This window comes from Streptomyces sp. P9-2B-2 (assembly GCF_030406865.1).
GTDB lineage: Bacteria > Actinomycetota > Actinomycetes > Streptomycetales > Streptomycetaceae > Streptomyces > Streptomyces platensis.
On sequence record NZ_CP129126.1, the window covers coordinates 5,080,608 to 5,104,085 of the forward strand.

A 23,478-nucleotide genomic window follows, 5' to 3' on the forward strand; every position below is an offset into this window, starting at 1 on the left:
GCTAGCGTCTCCGGCCGAGTCCGGCCCCGGTCGTACCTCCCCTGTGCCGTATCTCCCGAAGGGTTGACCATGACTGTTTCCCGCGCCGCGAGGGGCCCGCACCGCGCCCTCGACCAGGAGTGGTTCCGCCGTCCCCGGCCGGTTCCGGACCCCCGGATGCGGCTGGTCTGCTTTCCGCACGCCGGCGGCGCGGCCAGTTTCTTCCGGGACTGGCCGCAGTGGCTGCCGGCGGATATCGAGGTCGTCGCGGTCTGTTATCCCGGACGGGAGGACCGGATCGCGGTGCCGCCCGTCGAGTCGATGGACGCGCTCGCCGACCGGATCGCCGGGGAGCTGGTGCCCGCCCTGGACCGGCCGCTGGCCTTCTTCGGGCACAGCATGGGGGCGTCGGTCGCGCACGAGGTGGCGCTGCGGATCGAGCGGCGGCACGGACGTGTGCTGAGCCGGCTGCTGGTCTCCAGCCGCAGCGCACCGTCCCGGCTGCGGCCCTCCGGGATCTCCCGGGAGAGCGACGAGGTGCTGGTGGCCGATGTCATGGCGCTCGGCGGGACGTTCTCCGCCGCCCTGGACCACCCCGATCTGCGGGAGCTGCTGCTGCCCGCCATCCGCGCCGACTACCGGCTGATCGACGACTACCGGCCGCCGGCCCCGCTGCCCCGGCTCGGGGTGCCGGTGACCGCCCTGCTCGGCGACCGCGACCCGCATGTCCACGAAGCGGACATGCGGGCCTGGGCGGAGGTGACCGAGGGGGACTTCGGGCTGCGGGTCCGCCCCGGGGACCACTTCTACCTGCTGGAGCAGGCACCCTCTCTGGTGGCCGAGGTGGGCAGGCTGCTCACCAGCCGCTGAGGGGCCGGCAGGCCCGCCGAGAAGCGGACCGCGAGGGTGCGCAGGGCGTCCACCGTCCGGTCCGGGCCGTAGCGTTCCGTCAGATCCCGGGACACCAGGTGGAATTCGGTGCAGCCCAGCACGACGCCGGTGCAGTCGTGCCGCCGCATGAGGTGCTCCACTTCGGGCAGCGCCTCGTGCGGCAGCGGGCCGTAGCGCTTCATCCGGTAGATCAGCCGGTGCACCCGGGCCTGGGCGTCCTCGTCGGGGCGCACCACCCGGTGGGCCACGGCGTCCCAGCCGGGCTCCGACTCGAAGATCCGCGCCCGGCGGCTGCCCTCGGTGGACAGCATCAGGAACCGGCCGGTGGCACCGGCCAGTTCCGCCGCCGTGGTCTCCACCAGGGACACCACCCGCCCGCGCAGCACCGGATCGACCAGCGGCAGGAAGTGGTGCGCCGTGAAGCACACCACGACCACCTGATCGGCGCCCCGCTCCAGCAGTTGCGCCAGCCGGTCCTCCAGCCGCTCGGTCATCTCCCGGGCCCTGCCCTGCCGGATGGCCTCGGTGCGGTCGGGGAAGGCCGGGTCGGAGTCCAGCAGCACCCGCGGGCGGGACTGCTCAGGACCGTGCCACTCGCCCGCGTACAGCGTCCGGAGGAACTCGGCCGAGGCCAGCGGGCCCATGCCGCCCAGGACGCCGAGGACCGCCGCTGCGGGGAGCACCGGGGTGGTCATCGGGTGCTCCCCGCGGCCGCGCCGGCCGTGGTGTCCCGCGGCCCGGAGATCCGCGGCGCGAGGACGGCGCAGATGTCGGCGGCCGGCCCCGGCTCCAGCATCCTGGCGTGCTCGCAGTCCACCTCGTGGATCTCCAGCTCGCCGTCGAGGAACTCCTTCCAGGCCTGCGGGCTGGTCCACTCCTGCTGCTTCTGCGTGGCCACCACCAGCAGCATCGTGCCGCGGAACCGGTCGGGGCGGCGCGCGTTGGTGAGCGTCACGTTGTTCACCATGATGTCCAGGGCCACCGCCCGCTGCGCGTCGTCGAGATGGCGCAGCTCGCTCTCGCCGCGGCCCAGCCAGTCGGTGATCCGGGCCCGCATCACGTCGGTGTCCGGCAGCTCCGGCGAGGCGCCCTCGGGCAGGCCGTAGATCCCGGCGTAACCCTCGTACATCTGTGTGAGGATCTCCTCGGGGCCGCCGGTGCCGGGGCCGTCGGCCGGTGCCGGGTAGGCGTCGAGCACGGCGAGCAGCGCCACCTCCTGGCCCTGCGCCTGGAGCGTGGTGGCCACGGCGTGCGCCATGATCCCGCCGAGTGACCAGCCCAGCAGGTGGTACGGGCCCTCCGGCTGCACCCGGCGGATCTCGCGGACGTAGTCCTCGGTCATCTCGTCGAGGGAACGGGCGGGCGCCTCCGTGCCGTCCAGGCCCCGGGACTGGAGCGCGTACACCGGGTGGTCGGGGCTCAGGGCGCCGAGCAGCGCCGAGTAGCGCCAGCTGAATCCGGCGACCGGGTGCACACAGAACAGCGGCGCGGTGCGGCCCGCCGTGCGCAGCGGCAGCATCACCTCGAAGGCGCTGCTGCCGCCGCCGTCGAGCTGGGCGGCGAGCCGGGCCGGGGTCGGTGCGGCGAACACATCGCGCAGCGCCGGGGCGCCGCCCAGGAGTGCCGCGAGGCGGCTCACCAGCCGGGTGGCCAGCAGCGAATGCCCGCCCAGCTCGAAGAAGTTGTCGTCCACGCCGACCTGTTCGGCGCCCAGGACCTCCGCGAAGAGCCGGCACAGCAGCTCCTCCTGCGGGGAGGCCGGCGGCCGGGTGGCCCGCCCGGTGACCGGGGCGGGCGCCGGCAGCGCCCGGTGGTCGAGCTTGCCGTTCGGTGTCAGCGGCCAGCTGTCGACGACGACGAACGCCGAGGGCGTCATGTACGAGGGGAGCAGCGCGGAGGTCTCGTCCCGTACCGCCGCCGGGCTCAACGGCGGCTCGTCCGGTGCCTGCTGGACGTACGCCACCAGACGGCGGTCGCCCGGCCGGTCCTCGCGGACGGTCACCACGGCACGGCCCACTCCGGCGCACCGGCTCACCGCCGCCCGCACCTCGCCGAGCTCGATCCGGAAGCCGCGCACCTTGACCTGGCTGTCGGCCCGGCCGCAGAAACGGAGCTGTCCTTCGCCGTCCCAGTACGCCAGGTCACCGGTGCGGTACATCCGGGAGCCGGGGGCGCCGAACGGGTCGGCGACGAAGCGGTCCGCGGTCACCGCCGGCTGGTGGAGATAGCCGCGGGCCACGCCGGTGCCGGAGACGTACAGCTCGCCGACCACACCGGACGGCACCGGCTGAAGGGCCGCGTCGAGCAGATACACCCGGGCGCCGTCGATCGGCCGCCCGATGACCGCGGTGCCGTCCGCGGTCCGCGGGTCGCGGATCGCGAAGCTGACATCGCAGGTGGCCTCGGTGGGGCCGTAGGCGTTGATCAGCGTCCGGTCCCGGCCCCAGAACCCGGCCAGCTCGGCGGGCAGCACCTCCGCGCCGGTGATCATCACCTTCAGCTCCGGCAGTGCGGTCCGGGGCACTTCGGCCAGCACCGACGGCGGGATCATCAGATGGCTGATCCGGCGCTCCCGGAGCACCTCGACCAGCTCCGCGCCCGTGGGAGTCCCCTCCGGGACGACCAGGCACCCGCCGCACAGCAGCGACCAGAAGAACTCCGCCACCGAGACATCGAAGCTGGGCGAGGCGAGCTGGAGCGCCCGGCTGCCCTCCCCGACGCCGTAGTGCGCGGCCTGGTTGGCGGCGAAGGCGGCCAGCCCGGTGTGGGTGACCACGACGCCCTTGGGGCGGCCCGTGGTGCCGGAGGTGAAGATGGTGTACGCCGGGTGGTCGAGCCGCAGCGGGGCGGTCCGCTCGGCGTCGGCGAGGTCCGCGCCGGACAGTGCGGCGCACGCGGTCGTGGTGGTGGCGTCGTCCACCAGCAGTACCGGTACCGCACCGGTCTCTGGCAGCCGGTCCGCGAGCGCGGCAGTGGTCAGCAGCAGGACGGGCGCGGCGTCCGACACCATCGCGGCCAGCCGCTCGGCCGGATAGCCCGGGTCCAGCGGCAGATAGACCGCACCGGCCTTCTGCACGGCGAGGACGGCCTCCGCGAGGTGCCCGGAGGGCGGCAGCGCGACCGCGACCGCGCGCTCGGGGCCCGCCCCGCGGGTGACGAGCAGCCGCGCCAACTGGTTGGCGCGCTCGTTGAGTTCCGCGTAGCTGAGGACGCCGTCCGTCTCCAGCGCGGGGCGGTCCGGGGCGCGGCGCACCTGGCGCTCGAAGAGCTCGGCGAAGGTGGCGGCGGGCGGCGCGGGGCGCCGGTGCGGCCCGTCCTGGAGCAGCGCGTCGCGCTCGTCGGCGGAGAGCACCTCCAGGCGGCTGACCGGCAGCTCGGGGCCGGCGCAGGCGTCGGCCAGCAGCCGGGCCAGACGTTCGGTGAGCCGCCGGGCGGTCGACGGGTCGAAGAGGTCAGCGGCGAATTCGAGCAGACCGCCGATCCCCGCCGGGCGGCCCTCGGCCGTACGGGACTCGCTCAGGTTGAACGCGAGGTCGACCTTGGCGGCCGCCTCGGCCTCGCCCTCGAAGGAGACATCGAGACCCGGCAGTTCCAGCGTGGCGCTGCCGGTGTTCTGGAGGATCAGCGCCACCTGGGCGAGCGGTGCGTGGGACAGCGTCCGGGTGGGGTTGACCGCCTCGACGACCCGCTCGAAGGGCACGTCCTGATGTGCGTACGCGGCCAGATCGGTCTCGCGGACGCGCTTCAGCAGCTCCAGGAAGGTCGGGTCGCCGGACACATCGGTGCGCAGTACGAGGTTGTTGACGAAGTAGCCGACCAGCTCCTCCAGCGACTCGTCGGTGCGCCCCGCCACCACGGTGCTGACGGGGATGTCGCTGCCCGCGCCGAGCCGCGACAGCAGGACCGCCAGTCCGGCCTGGAGCACCATGAAGACCGTGGCGTCGGACCGCCGGGCCAGCTCGACCAGCCGCTCGTGCGTCGCGGCGTCCAGGGTGAACGGCGCGGTCGAGCCGCGGTGACTGGCGGCCGCCGGGCGGGGACGGTCCAGCGGCAGGTCCAGCAGTTCCGGAGCGCCCGCCAACTGGTTGCGCCAGTAGGTGAGTTGCTGCGCCAGCACGCTGTCCGGGTCGTCCTCGGCGCCCAGCAGCTCCCGCTGCCACAGCGCGTAGTCGGCGTACTGCACCGGCAGCGGCTGCCACCGGGGCGCGCCGCCCCGCAGCCGCGCCCCGTACGCCACCGAGAGGTCCCGGACCAGCGGCGCCAGCGAGGAACCGTCGCTCACGATGTGGTGCATGAGGAGCAGCAGCACATGCTCCCGGTCCGAGATCCGCAGCAGCGTGACCCGCAGCGGGAGTTCCCCGGCCAGGTCGAAGCCGCGCCCGGTCCGCTCGGCCAGGGCGGCGGCCAGCTGCTCCTCGCCGTCGAGCGTGACGAACTCCAGCTCCGGGCGGGCCTCCTCGGGAGGCAGCACGATCTGGCAGGGCGCACCGGCCACCTCCGTGAACCGGGTGCGCAGCGCCTCGTGCCGGTCGAGCACATCGCCCACCGCGGCCCGCAGCGCGTCCCGGTCCAGGGCGCCGCGCAGCCGCAGCGGCAGTGGGATGTTGTACGTGGGGCTCGTGCCCTCCAGTTGGAAGGCGAACCACAGACCGCGCTGGGCGTACGACATCGGCAGCCGCTCCGGGCGCACGGCCCGCACCAGGGCCGGGCGGGTGGTGTCCGCCTGCGCCAGCCGGGCGGCCAGCCCGGCCACGGTCGGCGACTCGAAGACGGACCGCACCGGCAGCTCCACGCCGAAGGCCGCGCGGATCCGGCTGAGCAGCCGGATCGCGGTGAGCGACTGCCCGCCCAGCGTGAAGAAGCTGTCGTCGACCCCCGGGCAGGGGCGGCCCAGCACGCTTTCGAAGAGGCCGCGGAGGATGTCCTCGGTGGCCGAGAACGCCGTCCTGGCGACCGGCGGCAGTACCTCGGCCTCGTCGTCGGGGCCCGGCCCGGGAGCCGGGGCGGCGGTGTCCAGTCGCCGGAACGTGGCCGGCAGCGGGCAGGTGAGGTCGGCGACGGCCTGCCCGGGACCGGCGACGATCTCGCCCAGTACGCCTTCCAGCGCGCCGAGTACGGCCGCGGCCTCGTCCCGGTCGAAGAGGTCGGGACGGTACTCCAGCTCGATCTGGAGCCGCTGCCCGGTGAGACCCGCGACCACCCGCAGCGGGTAGTGCGCGGAGTCATGGCCCTCGGCGACCTCGACCCGTACGCCCGCGTACGAGGGCCGGGCGCCGTCGTCCCCGGGGAAGTTCTCGAACACCATGAAGGTGTCGAAGAGATCGCCGGTCCCGGCCAGGCGCTGGATCCGGGCGAGGCTGAGGTGGTGCCGGCTGAGCAGCGCGGTCTGCTCGTCCTGGAGCCGTGCGAGGTGGTCCACGACCGGGGCGCCCGCGTCGAGCCGTACCCGGACCGGGACGGTGTTGATGAACATCCCGACCATCGACTCGATCCCGGCGACCTCCGGCGGGCGGCCGGAGACCAGGGTCCCGAAGACCACGTCGTCGCGGCCGGTGAGCCGGCCCAGGACCACCGCCCAGGCGCCCTGGACCAGGGTGTTGACGGTCAGCCCGCGCTGCCGGGCGAACCGGTCGAGGTCGCCGCCGAAGCCCTCGGGGAACGCGGCCACCACCCGCTCCGGCGCGACCGGCACCCGGCCCGGGTCGGCGGGCGCCACCAGCGAGGGGCCGGGCAGTGCGTCGAGCGCCTGCTGCCAGGCCCGCTCGCACCCGGCGTCGTCCTGGGCGGCCAGCCAGCTGAAGTAGGTGCGCTGCGGCACCACCGGCGGCAGCGCCCGGTCGTCGCCCCCGTGCTCGTACAGGGTGAACAGCTCCCGTACGAGGATCGGGGTGGACCAGCCGTCCAGCAGCAGATGGTGGTTGGAGAGCACCAGCCGGTGCCGGTCGGGCCCGAGCCGCACCAGGGTGAACCGCATCAGCGGCGGGCGGTCGAGCGGGAAGCGGCGGGCGCGGTCGGCGGTGAGGAACTCCGCCAGCCGCCGCGGGGCGTCGTCCTGCGCCGTGAGGTCGAGTTCCTCCCAGGGGAGCGGCACCTCGCGGTGGATCACCTGGAACGGCTGGCCGTTCGCCCGCTGCCGGAAGCCCGCCCGCAGGTTGGGGTGGCGCTTGAGGAGCGCCGCCACCGATGCCCTGAGCAGGTCCGGGCGCAGCGGTCCGTCGAGGGCGAGGACCATCTGGACGCCGTAGACGTCGACCGCCTCGTCGTCGTACCAGGAGTGGAAGAACATGCCTTCCTGGAGCGGCGTCAGCGGAAGGACGTCTTCCAGCGCGGACTGCTTTTTCATCGGAGCATCCCCAGTTCTGCTTCAAGTGCGTCGATCTCGTCCTGGGACAGCCCGAGGGAGAGATCGGAGGGTGTGTGACCGCCGGTTTCGGCGCCGGCGGTGTGGACGACCAGCGCGTCCAGCGCCTCGAACCAGAGCTCGGCGAGTTCGCGCACGGCCGGCTCCGGGAGGAGGCCGGCCGGCCAGGACCAGGTGGCGTTCAGCCGCGGCCCGCCGGGCAGGTCCTCGGTGAGCGCGTTGACCTCCAGCGCGTGCGGGACCGCGGCCCCGGCGTCCCGCGGGGCGGGCGAGGGCAGCCCGTTCGCCATGGTCCACAGCTCGCCGTCGCTGCCGCCCGCCGCCGCGAACCGGCCCAGGTAGTTGAACCCGAGGCGGGGGGCGGGGAGTTCGGCGAGGCGCGGTGCGGTGCGCGGGTTGAGGTAGCGGAGCATGCCGTACGAGACGCCGTTGCCCGGCAGCGCGCGCAGCTGCTCCTTGACCGCCTTCAGGGCCGCGCCCACGCCGGGGCCGCCCGCCCGCAGCTCCGCCCAGTCGACGGCCGCGGGGGCCAGCAGCGCCGGGTAGAGGCTGGTGAACCAGCCGACGGTGGCGGACAGGTCGGCGCCGTCCAGGATGTCCTCGCGGCCGTGGCCCTCCAGGTCGACCAGGACACCCGCCGCCGAGCGGTCGCCGCGCCGGCGGCGCCACTCCAGGACGGCGAGGGCGAAGCCGGTCAGCAGCACGTCGTTCACATTCGCGTGGAAGGCGGCCGGGACCGTGGTCAGCAGCGGTTCGAGGCGCTCCGGCGGCAGACCGAGGGTCATATGGCGCACGGTCTCCGCGGTGTCGGTCCGCGGGTCCAGCGGCCGTACGCCGGGCAGCGCGGCCGCCGACGGGTCGCTGAGGACCGAGGTCCACACCCCGAGGCCGTCCTCCCACCGGGGCTCCTGAGCACTCTCGTGCAGCCCTTGCGCCCACTGGCGGAACGAGGTGCGCACCTCGGCGAACGCCGGGTCCCGCCCGTCCGCGGCGGCCTCCCAGGCTGTCTGCAGATCGGGCAGCAGGATGCGCCAGGAGACGCCGTCCACCGCGAGGTGGTGGATCAGGATCTGGAGCAGTCCCGGTGCCGCGTCCCCGGCGTCGTACCAGACGAGCTGGATCACGGCGCCGTCGTGCGGGGAGAGCCGCAGCCGGGCCTTCTCCCCGTGCTCGGTGAGCGCCAGGTCCCGGGCACCGGCGGCCAGTCCGGCGATCTCCACCCGGCGCAGGACGGAGTCCGCGGGGACGGATCCGGGGGCGCCGACCGTCGGCCGTCCCGCACCGTCCTCGGCCCGTGTCATCCGCAGCCGCAGCACGGCGTGGTGGTCGAGCCAGCGCTGTACGGCGTCGGTGAGCTGCCGCTGCCCGAGCCCGGCCGGGACCCGGATCGTCATGGACTGGTTGAAGCCCGCCGTCGGTCCGTCCTGTGCGGACAGCCAGTGCATGATCGGCGTCATCGGGAAGTCGCCCACGCCGTCGTCGGCCGGGCGCGGCGCGGTCTCTCCGGAGATCTCGGTGGCGATGGCGGCGAGCGCGGCGGCCGTACGGCACTCGAAGACCTGCCGGACCGTCACCTCCAGCCCCGCGGCACGGGCCTGGGAGACCAGCCGGATGGAGCTGATGCTGTCCCCGCCGAGTTCGAAGAAGCTGTCGTCGATTCCGGCGTGCGCGAGGCCGAGCACCTCCGCGAAGACCCGGCACAGGGTCTCCTCGCGGGCGGTGCGCGGGGCCCGGCCGGTGGTGCTGCCGGTGTACTCGGGCGCGGGCAGCGCCTTGTGGTCGAGCTTGCCGTTGGCGGTCAGCGGCAGGGCTTCCAGGGCGACGACGGCGGCCGGGACCATGTAGTCAGGCAGCGCGCCGGACAGGTGCTCCCGCAGCACGCCCGCGGCGGGCAGCCCGCCCGCCCCACTCTCCGGGACCGCATAGCCGACCAGCCGCTTCTCGCCGGGCCCGTCCTCCCGGACGACGACCCGGGCCTGCGCCACCGCCGGGTGGGACTCCAGCGCGGCCTCGATCTCGCCGAGTTCGATCCGGAAGCCGCGCACCTTCACCTGGTCGTCGGCGCGCCCGAGGTATTCGAGCTGCCCGTCGGCCGTCCAGCGGGCCACGTCACCGGTGCGGTACATCCGCGCGCCCGGCGGCCCGAACGGGTCGGCCACGAACCGACCGGCGCTCAGCGCGGGCTGGTGCAGATAGCCGCGGGCCAGCCCGGCGCCCGCCACATACATCTCGCCGGGCACGTTCGGCGGCAGCAACTCCAGCCGGTCGCCCAGCACATAGATCCGCAGATCCGGGATGCCCCGGCCGATCAGGCTCCGGGTCTGCCCGGCCGCCGCCCGCTCGTCCAGCGGCAGATGGCTGACGTGCACGGTGGTCTCGGTGATCCCGTACATGTTCACCAGGACCGGCGCGGTGTCCCCGTGGCGGCGGTACCACTCGGCCATCCGGCCCAGATCCAGCGCCTCACCGCCGAACACCACGCGGCGCAGCGCCAGTCGCGCACCGAGGTCGGGGTGTTCCGCGTCGGCCTGCATCAGCTGGTAGAACGCCGACGGCGTCTGGTTGAGGACCGTCACCCGCTCGTCGGCCAGCAGCCGCAGGAAGTCCTCCGGGGAACGGCTCACCTCGTACGGCACCACGACCAGCCGGCCGCCGTACAGCAGCGGCCCCCACAGCTCCCACACCGAGAAGTCGAAGGCGTACGAGTGGAACAGCGTCCACACGTCGTCCGGGCCGAAGCCGAACCACTCCTCGGTCGCCGCGAACAGCCGCGCCACATTGCGGTGCGGGACGACGACGCCCTTGGGGCGGCCCGTGGAGCCCGAGGTGTAGATGACATACGCGGCGTTCGACGGCGAGAGCGGGCCGCCGCGGTCCGCGTCGGTCAGCTCGCCGCCGTCGTACCCCGCCAGCGCACGGGCGGTGCCGGGGTCGTCCAGCAGCAGGGTCCGGGGCCGGGACGCCGGCAGCCCGGCCGCGGCCTCGGTGGTGCTCAGCAGCAGCTCGGGGCCGGAGTCGGCGAGCATGTACGCGGTCCGGTCCGCCGGGTAGGACGGGTCCACCGGGACATACGCCGCCCCGGACTTCACCACCGCCAGCAGCGCCACGACCAGTTCGGCGGTCCGCGGCAGCGCGAGCGCCACGAAGCGCTCCGGACCGGCGCCGTGCGCCACCAGCAGCCGGGCCAGCCGGTTCGCCCGCGCGTTCAGCTCGCGGTAGGTCAGCGTCGTGCCCTCGTAGACCACCGCCACGGCATCGGGGGTGCGTGCCACCTGGGCCTCGAACAGCTCCGGCAGCGAGGCCGGGACCGCCTCCCCCGCGGCGCCGTTCCACTCCACCAGCAGCCGCTGCCGTTCGCCCGGCGCCAGCAGGTCGGCCTCGCTCACGGGGCGGTCCGGTGCGGCCGCGGCGGCCGTCAGCATCCGCTCCAGCCGCGCGGCGAGGGCCCGCGCCCCGTCGCGGCCGAAGAGATCCTCGGCGTACTCAAGGGAGCCGGTCAGGCCCGCGGGCCGGCCGTCCCCGGTGAACCGCTCGCGCAGCCCGAAGGACAGATCGGACTTGGCCGCCTCCAGCGTGGTCGGCTCGGTCGCCATCCGCACGTCCCCGTGCAGGCTGCCCGGCGCGTCCGCGTTGTTCTGGAGGTGCAGCATCACCTGGGCGAGCGGGATGTGCGAGAGCACCCGGGAGACCCGCGCCGCCTCGACGACGCGCTCGAAGGGCACGTCCTGGTGGGCGTAGGCGGCCAGGTCGGTTTCCCGGACCCGGGTGAGGAGTTCGCGGAAGGTCGGGTCGCCGGAGACATCGGTGCGCAGTACGAGGGTGTTGATGAACAGGCCGACGAGGTCGTCGAGGGCGTCGTCGGTACGTCCCGCGACGGCGGTGCCCAGGGGGATGTCGGTGCCCGCGCCGAGCCGCGACAGCAGCGCGGCGACCGCCGTGTGCAGCACCATGAACAGCGTGGAGTCGGTGGCCTGCGCGAGCGCGACCAGCCCCTGGTGCACCTCGGCGTCGACGGCCAGCCCGACCGTGCTGCCCCGGTGGGAGGCGACGGCGGGCCGGGGGCGGTCGAGCGGCAGCTCCAGCAGCTCCGGAGCGCCTGCCAACTGCCCACGCCAGTAGTCCAGTTGGCCCGATATCAGGCTGTCCGGGTCGCCCTCGGAGCCCAGCACCTCCCGCTGCCACAGGGTGTAGTCGGCGTACTGGACGGCGAGGGGCTGCCAGCCGGGGGCGGTGCCCTGGTGGCGCGCGGTGTAGGCGGTGGACAGGTCGTCGAGGAGCGGGGCGATCGACCAGCCGTCGCCCGCGATGTGGTGCAGGAGCAGCAGCAGGACATGGTCCTGTGCGCCCAGGCGGTAGAGAGTGGCGTGGAGCGGGTTCTCGTGGGTGAGGTCGAAGGCGTGGGTGGCCTGTTCGGCCAGGTGGTGGGGGAGTTGGTCCTCGGTGGTGGGGACGAGGGGGAGTGCGGGGCGGGCCTGCTCGGCGGGGACGACGGTCTGGTGGGGCTCCCCGTCGTGCTCGGTGATACGGGTGCGCAGGGTCTCGTGCCGGTCGGTGAGGTCGGCGAGGGCCTGGGTGAGGGTGGCGTGGTCGAGCGGCCCGGTCAGGCGCAGGGCGTGCGGGATGTTGTAGGTGGGGCTGGGGCCTTCGAGCTGGTAGGCGAACCACAGGCGGCGCTGCGCGGGGGAGAGCGGGAGGTGCGCGGGGCGCGGGTCGGCGGCCGTGAGGGGGGTGCGGGCCGTGCGGGCGCCGGTGAGCCGGGGGGCGAGCGCGGCGACGGTGGGGTGCTCGAAGAGCGCGCGGAGCGGGATCTCGGCGTGCAGGGCGGTGCGGATCCGGCTGAGGAGGCGGGTGGCGAGCAGGGAGTGCCCGCCGAGGTGGAAGAAGTTGTCGTCGATGGTGACGCCGGGCAGGCCCAGGACCTCGGCGAAGAGCGCGGTGAGGGTTTCCTCGGTGGCGTTGCGAGGGGCCCGGCCGCCGCTCTCGGCGTGCGCGGCGTAGTCGGGGGCGGGCAGTCGGTCCCGGTCGACCTTGCCGTTCGGGGTCAGCGGCCACTGCTCCAGGACGATCACCGTGGACGGCACCATGTAGTCCGGCAGCGACTCCGCGACCAGCTCGCGCAGTGCCGCCGGGTCGGGCGCTTCCGCACCGCCCGCCGCCGTCACATAGGCCACCAGCCGGCGCCCGGCGGTCGCGTCGTCATGCACCGTGACCAGCGCCTCGGCCACCCGCCCGGTGGCGCTCAGCGCGGCCTCGATCTCGCCGAGTTCGATGCGGAAGCCCCGGATCTTCACCTGGTGGTCGGTGCGGCCCAGGAACTCCAGCTGGCCGTCGGCCCGCCAGCGTGCCAGGTCGCCCGTGCGGTACATCCGGCTGCCGGGCGCACCGTACGGATCGGCGACGAACCGCTCCGACGTCAGCCCCGGCCGCCCCAGATAGCCCCGTGCGAGCCCCGGGCCCGAGACATACAGCTCGCCCGCGACCCCGGCGGGCACCGGGCGCAGCGCGGCGTCCAGGACATAGACCCGGGCATTGCGGATCGGGCCGCCGATCGGCGGCACCTGGGCGCCCGACAGCGGCTCGCTCATAGTGGCGCAGACGGTGGCCTCGGTCGGGCCGTAGGCGTTCACCATCCGCCGTCCGGCCGACCAGCGCCCGACCAGCTCGGGGGCGGTGGCCTCGCCCGCCACCACCAGCGTCATCCCGGCGGGCAGACCGTCCGGCCCGAGCACGCCGAGCGCGGCGGGCGGCAAGGTGGCGTGGGTGACCCGCTGTTCCGCCAGCAGCCGGGCCAGCGGCTCGCCGGGCGCCAGCCGGTGCGCGGGGGCCACCACCAGGGCGGCGCCGGTGGTCAGCGCCATGATCAGTTCCCAGGCCGCGGCGTCGAAGCTCAGCGACGCGAACTGGAGCACCCGGGACCGGGGCCCGACCGCGAAGGCCTCGGCGTGGGTGGCCGCCAGCGACGCCACTCCGGCGTGGGTGACCTCGACGCCCTTGGGGCGGCCGGTGGAGCCGGAGGTGTAGATGACGTAGGCGGGGTGCTGGAGGCCGGCGCGGGGGCCGAGCGGGGTGGCGGGCAGGTCGTTCAGGGTGGCGAGGACGGCGGGGTCGTCCAGGAGCAGGCGGGGGCAGCCGGTTTCGGGCAGGGTGACGCCGCCGACGGTGAGCAGGCAGGCGGGGCGGGCGTCGTCGAGCATGTACGCGATCCGCTCGGCGGGGTACTCCGGGTCGACGGGCAGATACGCCCCGCCCGCCTTGTGCACCGCCAGCGCCGCGACCACCATCTCCGGTGAGCGCGGCACGGCGAGCGCCACCACCGTCTCCGGGCCCACGCCGTGGCGTATCAGCAGCCGGGCCAGCCGGTTGGCCCGCTCCGCCACCTCCGCGTAACTCAGCACGAGGTCCTCGCACACCACCGCGGGCGCCTGCGGATCGGTGCCCACCCAGGTGTCGAAGAGCTCCGGCATGGTCGCCGGCGGGACCGGGTGGCCGGTCGCGTTGCGCTCCACGATCAGCTGCCGGTGCTCGGCGGCGTCGAGCACCGGAGCCTGGCTCACGGCCCGGTCCGGGGCCGCGGTCACCGCGTCGAGGACCCGGATCAGCCGCTGCGCCAGGATCTCCGCGCTCTCCTCCCGGAACAGGTCCACGGCGTACTGGATCTCGCCGACCATGCCCGCCGGGGCCTGCCCGGAGGTGTACCGCTCCTCCAGGTAGAAGGTGAGGTCCGTCTTGGCCACCCCGGTCGCCACATCGCCGAAGGAGGCCTCGACGCCCGGGATGGCGAAGGTGCTGTCCGCGTTGCTCTGGAGGGTCAGCAGCACCTGGAAGAGCGGGGTGTGGGACAGCGACCGGCCCGGGTTGACGGCCTCGACGACGCGCTCGAAGGGCACGTCCTGGTGGGCGTAGGCGGCGAGGTCGGTGTCCCGGACCCGGGCCACCAGTTCGCGGAAGGTCGGGTCGCCGGAGAGATCGGTGCGCAGTACGAGGGTGTTGACGAAGAAGCCGACGAGGTCGTCCAGCGCCTCGTCCGTACGGCCCGCCACGGCGGTACCGACCGGGATGTCGCGGCCGCCGCCCAGCCGCGACAGCAGGACCGCGAGCCCGGCCTGCACGACCATGAAGACGGTGGCGTCGCAGGCGCGGGCCAGTTCCACCAGCTGCCGGTGGAGGCCGGCGTCGAGGGTGTAGCGCACGGTCGCGCCCCGGTGGCTCGCCACCGCCGGACGCGGATGGTCCAGCGGCAGTTCGAGGAGTTCCGGCGCGCCCGCCAACTGCTGCTGCCAGTAACCGAGTTGCTCCGACAGCAGGCTCTCCGGGTCGTCCTCGGAGCCCAGCACGTCCTGCTGCCACAGCGCGTAGTCGGCGTACTGGACCGGCAGCGGCTCCCACTGCGGCCCGGCGTCCGCGCAGCGGGCCGCGTACGCCTCCGACAGATCCCGGGCCAGCGGCGCCATCGACCAGCCGTCGGCCGCGATGTGGTGCATCAGCAGCAGCAGGACGTGCTCCCGCTCGGCGACCCGGTAGAGGGTGACCCGCAGCGGCACCTCGGCGGTGAGGTCGAAGCAGTGGCGCGCCTGCTCCGCCAGCGCCCCGGTCAGCGCCGCCTCCCCGGACAGTTCCACGAACCGGACCTCGGGCCGCCCGTCCTCGGGGGTCAGCACCACCTGGCCGGGTTCGCCGTCCTCCTCCGCGAACCGGGTCCGCAGCACCTCGTGCCGGCCGGTCACATCCGCGACCGCGGCCACCAGCGCGTCCCGGTTCAGCTCGCCCGACAGGCGCACGTACAGCGGGCAGTTGTACGTCGGGCTGGGTCCCTCCAGCTGGAACGCGAACCACAGCCGGCGCTGGGCGTACGACATGGGGAACAAAGGGACTCCTTCAGGGACGCACAAAAGGGGGGACCGGCCGGGCGGACTGCACCAGCGGTGGTTCAGGACGGCCGGCGGCGCATGGAACGGAGGGACGGGCGGGCCTTGCGGGCACCGTCGAGCTGCTGCGCGAGCTGGGCGACCGTCGGATTCTCGAAGATCGTCCGGACGGTGACCTCGGCACCGAGCGCGGCCCGGATCCCGCTGATCAGCCGGGTCGCCAGCAGGGAGTGCCCGCCCAGCCGGAAGAAGCTGTCGTGGATGCCGACCTCCGGCAGCCCCAGCAGCTCGGCGAAGAGCCCGCAGAGCGTCTCCTCGCGCGGGGTCCGTGGTCCGTGGCTGTCGGCGGACGGCGCCGGACGGCCCGGTACGGGCAGCGCCTTGCGGTCGACCTTGCCGTTCGGCATCAGCGGCCACTGCTCCACCACGACGACCGCGGACGGCACCATGTGCCGGGGCAGACTGCCGGAGATCTGCTCCAGCAGGTCCTCGGCGGGCAGCGGGCCGGACAGCTCCGGCAGCAGCTCGGTGTACGCCACGATGCGCTTGTCGCCGGGGCTGTCCTCACGGACCAGTGCCACCGTCTGCTTGACCCGCGGATGGGCGTCCAGCACCGCCTCGATCTCACCGAGTTCGATACGGAAGCCGCGCACCTTCACCTGGGCGTCGGTCCGGCCGACGTACTCCAGCTCGCCGTCGGCGCGCCAGCGCACCAGGTCCCCGGTGCGGTACATCCGCTCCCCGGGCGTGCCGTACGGGTTCGCCACGAAGCGCTCCGCGGTCAGCGCGGCCCGGTTCCGGTAGCCCCGCGCGAGGCCGTGCCCGGCGATGTACAGCTCACCGGGGATACCGGCCGGCACCGGCCGCAGCCCCGCGTCCAGCACATACACCCGGGTGCGGGCGACCGGGACGCCGATGGGCGGGACGCCCTCGCCGGACAGCGGGCGGCTCATCGTGGCGGCGACGGTGGACTCGGTCGGACCGTACGAGTTGATCATGCGGTACCGGGTGGCCCAGCGGCCCGCCAGCTCCACGCTCACCGCGTCCGCGCCGGTCACCAGCGTGCGCAGGTCCGGGAATTCACCGTCCGGGACCGTCGCCAGGGTGGCCGGCGGGATCAGAGCGTGGGTGATCCGGGCGTCCCGCAGAACGTCGGCCAGCGCCTCACCGGCCAGCGGCCCGCCGTCCGGGACCACCAGGGCGGCGCCGGTGGTGAGCGCCATGACCAGCTCGATCACCGAGGCGTCGAAGCTGGGTGAGGAGAGCTGGAGCACCCGGCTGTCGCCGTCCAGCAGATAGTTCTCCCGCGCGGAGACGGACAGATCGGTCACTCCGGCGTGGGTGACCTCGACGCCCTTGGGGCGGCCGGTGGAGCCGGAGGTGTAGATGACGTACGCGGGGTGGTGCAGCCCGGCGCGGGCGTCGAGGGGGGTGGCGGGCAGGTCGTTGAGGTCGGCGACGACGGTGGGGTCGTCCAGGAGGAGGCGGGGGCAGTCGGTTTCGGGGAGGGGGGTGTCGGTGAGGGTGAGCAGACAGGTGGGGCGGGCGTCGTCGAGCATGTACGCGATCCGCTCGGCGGGGTACTCCGGGTCGACGGGCAGATACGCTCCGCCCGCCGTGACCACCGCCAGCATCGCCACGATCAGGTCCGCCGACTTCGGCAGCGCCAGCGCCACCACCCGCTCCGGGCCCACGCCGTGCCGCATCAGCAGCCGGGCCAGCCGGTTGACCCGCTCCGCCACCTCCGCGTAGCGGTACGTACGGTCCCGGTGGACCAGCGCCGGTGCGTCCGGAGCCTGCGTCACCCGCTCCTCGAAGAGCGCGGGCAGGGTCGCCGCCGCCGTGTCGCGGGCGGTGTCGTTCCAGCCGGAGAGCAACTGGTCGCGCTCCTGCGGCGCGAGGATCTCGATCTGCCCGACCGTGCGGTCCGGGTCGGCGACGGCCGCCCGCAGCACCCGCAGCAGCCGGTCCGCGACGCTCACCGCGGTCTCGTGGTCGAACAGGTCGGTCGCGTACTTCACTTCGAGACCGATGCCGTCCGGGACCAGGTCCGCGTCCTGCCGCTCCTCCCAGAAGAAGATCAGGTCGAACTTGGCGATCTCATTGGTGACCTTCGGCGCGGTCGCCTCGGTGCCCGGGAAGTCCAGCGCGCCCCGCTGGTAGCTCTGGAGCGTGGTCACGACCTGGACGAGCGGGGAGTGGGACAGCACCCGGTCCGGGTTGACGGCCTCGACGACGCGCTCGAAGGGCACGTCCTGGTGGGCGTAGGCCGCCAGGTCGGTCTTCCGGGCGCGGGCCAGCAGCTGACGGAACGTCGGGTCGCCGGACAGATCGGTGCGCAGTACGAGGGTGTTGATGAAGAAGCCGACGAGGTCGTCCAGCGCCTCGTCCGTACGGCCCGCCACGGCGGTACCCACCGGAATGTCGGTGCCGGCGCCGAGCCGCGACAGCAGCGCCGCGATCGCCGCGTGCAGCACCATGAACAGCGTGGCGCCGGAACTCTGCGCCAGCGCGACCAGCTGACGGTGCAGTTCGGGATCCAGCTCCAGCTGCACACTGCCGCCGTGGTGACTGGCCACCGCGGGGCGGGGCCGGTCCAGTGGCAGCGCGAGCAGCTCGGGTGCCCCGGCCAGCTCCCGTTCCCAGAACGCCAGCTGCTGCGAGATCACACTGCCCGGGGCGTCCGCCGACCCCAGCAGCTCCCGGTGCCACAGCGCGTAGTCCGCGTACTGGACGGGCAGCGCGTCGCGCTCCGGGCTGCGGCCCGCCAGGCGGGCGCCGTACGCCTCGGACAGATCACGGGCCAGCGGCGCCATGGACCAGCCGTCACTGGCGATGTGGTGCATCACCACCGCCAGCACATGCTCCCGCTCGTTCAGGGAGAACACACTGACCTGGAGGGGGAGTTCGCCGACCAGCCCGAACGGGTGCAGGGCCGCCTGTGCGAGCGCCTCGGTCAGTCCCGCTTCCCCCGCCACCGGGACGAAGGACACCTCCGGCGTCAGCTCACCGGCCGCCAGGACCTGCTGATACGGCTCGCCGTCCGCCTCCGGGTAGACGGTGCGCAGCACCTCGTGCCGCGCCACCACGTCCGCGACCGCGGCCCGCAGCGCATCGTGGTCCAGCGGGCCGGACAGCCGTATCCAGGTGGGGATGTTGTAGGTGACGCTGGAGCCCTGGAGGCGGTGGATGAACCACAGCCGCCGCTGGGCGAACGACAGCGGCACCCGCTCCGGGCGGTCCGCCGCCACCAGCGCCGGACGGGCCCGCTCCGCCTCGGCGAGCCGGGCCGCGAGACCCGCCACGGTGGGCGTCTCGAAGACCGCCCGGATGGACAGTTCCACGCCCAGCGTGCCGCGCAGCCCGGCGATCAGCCGGGTCGCCAGCAGCGAATGGCCGCCCAGATCGAAGAAGTTGTCGTCCACGCCCACCCGCGGCAGGCCCAGGACCTCGGCGAACGCACCGCTCAGGATCTCCTCGTGCGCGGTGCGCGGACCCCGGCCCGGGGCGCGTGCGGCGCCGTAGTCGGGCACCGGCAGCGCCCGGCGGTCCAGCTTGCGGTTGACCGTCAGCGGCAGCTCGTCGAGCAGAACGAAGGCCACCGGCACCATGTAGTCGGGCAGTTGCCGGGCGGCGTAGCGGCGCAGTTCCGCCGGGTCCGGGGAGCACCCGGGGGCCGGGACCGCGTAGCCGACCAGCCGCTTGTCGCCGGGCCGGTCCTCCCGCACGATCACCGCGGCCTGCGCGAGTTCGGGGTGGGCGCCGAGGACGCCGTCGATCTCGCCCAGCTCGATCCGGAAGCCCCGCAGCTTGACCTGGTCGTCGACCCGGGCGATGAACTCCAGCTGGCCGTCCGCCCGCCAGCGGCCGAGGTCGCCCGACCGGTACATCCGGCTGCCGGGCGGCCCGAAGGGGTTGGCGACGAAGCGGGTGGAGGTCAGGTCGGGGCGCCGGTGGTAGCCGCGGGTCACCAGGTCCCCGGCGATGTACAGCTCACCGGGGCTGCCCACCGGGACGGGCTGGAGCCGCGCGTCCAGCACGAACATCTGGGTGTTCCAGACGGGCCGGCCGATGGTGACCACACCCGCCGGGACGGTGTCCCCCGGCTCGATCCGGTACTCCGAGCAGCCGACGGTGGTCTCCGTCGGCCCGTACTCGTTGATGACGGTCGCCCCGGGGTGCCGGCCCCGCCACTCGTCCAGCACCTCGCCCATCAGCGACTCCCCGCCGAGCACCAGCTGCTCGGCGGGCGAGAACGCGTCGGGGAGCTCGATCAGCAGCGGCAGATGGCTCGGGGTCGCCTTGACGAAGCTGGGACCGCGCTGGCCCTCGGCCGCCGCGCTCGACGCGTCCAGCTCGATCAGCTGCACACAGCCGCCCGAGGTGAGCGGCGCGAACAGGCCGGTCGCGGTGAGGTCGAAGGCGACGGGCGAGTGCACCAGCGCGGTGCCCGCGACGCCGGGGTAGGCGGACCGGGTCCAGGACAGATAGCCGTCGAGGGAGCGGTGCTGGACCGTGACGCCCTTGGGGCGGCCGGTGGAACCCGACGTGAAGATCACGAAGGCGGCGTTGTCCAGCGACAGCGGGCCGTTGCGGTCCGCGTCGGTGAGGTCGGCGGCGGAGCGCGCCGCCACCTCGGCGGCCGTACCGGGCTCGTCGAGCCGCAGCAGCGGGCACGGCGCCGGGACCTCCTCCATCACCCCGCGCCCGGTCAGCACCAGCACCGGGTCCACGTCGGCCAGCATGAAGCCGAGCCGGTCGGCCGGATAGGTCGGATCCAGCGGCAGATACGCGCCGCCTGCCTTCAGCACGGCCAGCAGCGCGACCACCAGCTCCACCGACCGCGGCATCGCCACGGCGACATAGCTCTCCGGTCCCACGCCCCGTGCGGCCAGCACCCGGGCCAGCCGGTTGGCCCGCTCGTTCAGCTCGCGGTAGGTCAGCGCGGTGCCCTCGTGGACGACGGCGGGGGCATCCGGGAGCTGGGCTGCCCGGTCCTCGAACAGCTCCGGCACCGTCCGCCCGGACAGCTCGCGCGGCTCGCCCTGCCAGGCGTGCAGCAGCCGGTCCCGCTCGGCGGCGGTCAGCAGATTCAGCTCCCCGACCGGCAGATCGGGCCCGGCGACGGCCGCGCCGAGCAGCCGGACCAGCCGGGCGGCCAGCGCCTCGGCCGTGGCGCCGTCGAAGAGGTCGGTGGCGTACTCCAGCAGACCGTCCACCCCCGTCCAGGAGCCGTCGGCGGCCTGCCGCTCCCAGGTGTGGAAGGACAGATCGAACCGCGCGGTCCGCCGCGGCACCTCCTCGGCCACGGCGGCCAGGCCGCCCGTCGCGGCGCCGTGGTCCGGGGTGTTCTGCGAGGTGAGCATCGTCTGGAACAGCGGGGTGTGGGAGAGCGTGCGCACCGGGTTGACGGCCTCGACGACCCGCTCGAAGGGCACGTCCTGGTGGGCGTAGGCGGCCAGATCGGTGTCCCGGACCCGGCCGAGGAGTTCGCGGAAGGTCGGGTCGCCGGAGACATCGGTGCGCAGCACCAGCGTGTTGACGAAGAAGCCGACGAGGTCGTCGAGGGCGTCGTCGGTGCGTCCGGCGACGGCGGTGCCCAGGGGGATGTCGGTGCCCGCGCCGAGCCGCGACAGCAGCGCGGCGACCGCGGCCTGGAAGACCATGAAGACGGTGACATCGCACTGCCGGGCCAGCCGCGCGACCTGCTGGTGCAGCCCGGCGTCCAGGGCGAAGCGCACACTCGCGCCGCGATGGCTCGCGACGGCGGGACGGGGCCGGTCGAGCGGCAGCTCCAGCAGCTCCGGCAGGCCCGTCAACTGGTCGCGCCAGAAGTCCAGTTGACGCCCGGCGAGGCTCGTGGGGTCGTCCTCGGAGCCCAGGATCTCCCGCTGCCAGAGGGTGTAGTCGGCGTACTGGACGGCGAGCGGCTGCCAGGCGGGCGCGGTGCCGCCCCGGCGGGCGGTGTAGGCGGCGCCGAGGTCCTGGAGGAGCGGGCCCGTGGACCAGCCGTCGCTGGCGATGTGGTGGGCCAGGAGCAGCAGGACGTGCTCGTCCTCGGCCAGGCGGAAGAGAACGGCGCGCAGCGGGTTCTCGTGGCTGAGGTCGAAGGCGTGGGCGGCCTGCTCCGCGAGGTGCTGGGGGAGCTGGTCCTCGGTGGTGTCGAGGAGGGGGAGACCGGGGTGCTCCTGACCGGCGGGGAGGACGGTCTGGTGCGGTTCACCGTCGTGTTCGGTGATGCGGGTGCGGAGCGGTTCGTGGCGGTCGGTGAGATCGGCCAGGGCGGTGGCCAAAGTGGGGTGGTCGAGCGGGCCGCCGATCCGGAAGGCGTGGGGGATGTTGTAGGTGGGGCTGGGGCCTTCGAGCTGGTAGGCGAACCAGAGCCGGCGCTGGGCGGGGGACAGGGGGAGGTGCGCCGGGCGTGGGGTGGTGGGCGTGAGGGGGCTGCGTGCCGTGTGTGCGCCGGCGAGCTGGGGCGCGAGTTCAGCAACGGTGGGGTGCTCGAAGAGCGCGCGGACGCTGATCTCGGCGTGCAGCGTGGCGCGGATCCGGCTGATGAGGCGGGTGGCGAGGAGGGAGTGTCCGCCGAGGTGGAAGAAGTTGTCGTCGATGGTGACGGCGGGCAGGCCGAGGACATCGGCGAAGAGCGAGCTGAGGGCTTCCTCGGTGGAATTGCGCGGCGCCCGGCCGCCGCTCTCGGCGTGCGCGGCGTAGTCAGGAGCGGGCAGTTGGGCCCGGTCGACCTTGCCGTTCGGGGTCAGCGGCCACTGCTCCAGGACGACCACGGCCGACGGCACCATGTAGTCCGGCAGCGACTCCGCGACCAGCTCCCGCAGCGCCGCCGGCTCGGGTGCCTCCGCGCCGCCCGTCCCCGCCCCCGTCACATAGGCCACGATCCGCTGGTCGCCCGCGCGGTCCTCGCGGACCAGCACCACGGTCCGGGAGACCAGCGGATGCCGCAGCAGCGCCGCCTCGATCTCCCCCAGCTCGACCCGGTGCCCGCGCACCTTCACCTGGTGGTCGGTGCGGCCCAGGAACTCCAGCTGTCCGTCGGCCCGCCAGCGCGCCAGGTCGCCCGTGCGGTACATCCGGCTGCCCGGAGCCCCGTACGGATCGGCGACGAACCGCTCCGACGTCAGCCCCGGCCGCCCCAGATAGCCCCGCGCGAGCCCCGGCCCGGCGATGTAGAGCTCGCCCGCGACACCCTCCCCGACCGGCCGCAGCGCGGCGTCGAGGACATAGCCGCGGGCGTTGTCCATCAGCCGGCCCAGCGGCAGCACCCCGTCGGGGGTCGGCTCACCGGGCTCCAGCCGGAACTCGGCCGCGTTGACGGTCACTTCCGTCGGCCCGTACACATTCAGCACCGTGGCCGCCGGGTGACGCCGCCGCCACACGTCCAGCACGGAACCGATCAGCGCCTCACCGCCCAGCATCAGCTCCTCGGTGGGGGAGAAGCCCGCCGGGAGCACATCGAGCAGCGGCAGATGGCTGGGGGTGGCCTTGAGGAAGGTGCACTCCGGCGCGCCGCCGAACGCGTCCTCCTCCAGCGGGCCCGCCAGCACCCGGCCGCCGCTGACCAGCGGCACCCACAGCGAGGTGACGGTCATGTCGAAGGACACCGACGAGTGCCACAGCGAGGTGCCGCGGACGCTCGGGTACGTCTGCCGGGACCAGCCGAGATAGTCGGCGAGCGCCCGGTGCTCGATCACCACCGCCTTGGGCACGCCGGTGGAGCCCGAGGTGTAGATGACGTAGGCGGGGTGCGCCGGACGCAGCGGCGATATCCGCTCCCCGTCACCGAGGTCGGCGTCCGCGGCCCGCGACAGCGCCTGCGCCACGGCGGGATCGTCCAGCAGCACGGACGCCCCGGCAAAACCCTCCGCCGCCGCACCGGCCCCGGCACCGGCCGTGGTGAGCAGGCAGGCCGGACGGGCGTCGGACAGCATGAACGCGACGCGGTCCACCGGGTAGTCGGTGTCCATCGGCAGATAGGCGGCACCGGTCTTCGCCACCGCCAGCAGCGACACCACGAGATCGAGGGACCGGGGCACCAGCACCGCGACGATCCGCTCGGGGCCCACGCCCCGCTCCGTCAGCAGCCGGGCCAGCCGGTTGGCGCGGGCGTTCACCTCCCGGTAGCTGAGCTGCTCGCCACCACAGCCGAGGGCCGGGGCGTCAGGAGTACGCCGTACCTGGTCCTCGAAGAGCTCGGGAAGCGTCAGCGCGGCGAACGGCCGCTCCATTCCCTGCCACTGCGCCTGGGCCTTCGGACCACTCATCGAGGAACTCCTTGTGCATCAGCAGAAACGCGGCACATCACCGACGGGAGGCTAAGAACCTCGGGTTTCAGTGCGCTATTGAAGCCATTTCGCTTGCTGAGCT

General features: G+C 74.0%; 5 protein-coding genes. 1 reads left to right on the forward strand and 4 read right to left on the reverse strand.

Annotated features, from left to right (window positions below; translation table 11 throughout):
* The first annotated feature begins 69 nt into the window (after window positions 1–69).
* Window positions 70–849, forward strand: a complete 780-nt coding sequence (locus QT196_RS22295; RefSeq protein ID WP_168480707.1) for an alpha/beta fold hydrolase — start codon at window positions 70–72, stop codon at window positions 847–849.
* On the opposite strand, the gene QT196_RS22300 is transcribed toward QT196_RS22295, so the two are convergent.
* The 4 genes from QT196_RS22300 to QT196_RS22315 form a co-directional block, all read right to left on the reverse strand.
* Window positions 786–1,565 (reverse strand): amino acid racemase, encoded by a 780-nt coding sequence (locus tag QT196_RS22300; RefSeq protein WP_168480708.1) that lies wholly within the window; start codon window positions 1,563–1,565, stop codon window positions 786–788. The two genes, QT196_RS22295 and QT196_RS22300, sit on opposite strands and share 64 nt — an antisense overlap.
* The gene (locus QT196_RS22305; protein WP_290355534.1) at window positions 1,562–7,213 is read right to left on the reverse strand and encodes a non-ribosomal peptide synthetase; all 5,652 of its coding nucleotides are present in this window, start codon (window positions 7,211–7,213) and stop codon (window positions 1,562–1,564) included. Before QT196_RS22305 ends, QT196_RS22300 begins: the two co-directional genes overlap by 4 nt.
* Window positions 7,210–15,087 carry a non-ribosomal peptide synthetase gene (locus tag QT196_RS22310; RefSeq protein ID WP_290355535.1) on the reverse strand — a complete coding sequence of 2,626 codons (7,878 nt, stop codon included), beginning with the start codon at window positions 15,085–15,087 and terminating at the stop codon, window positions 7,210–7,212. Before QT196_RS22310 ends, QT196_RS22305 begins: the two co-directional genes overlap by 4 nt.
* Window positions 15,088–15,158: 71 nt before the next feature.
* Window positions 15,159–23,375, reverse strand: coding sequence for a non-ribosomal peptide synthetase (locus tag QT196_RS22315; protein WP_290355536.1), 8,217 nt, complete (start codon window positions 23,373–23,375; stop codon window positions 15,159–15,161).
* Window positions 23,376–23,478 lie beyond the last annotated feature (103 nt).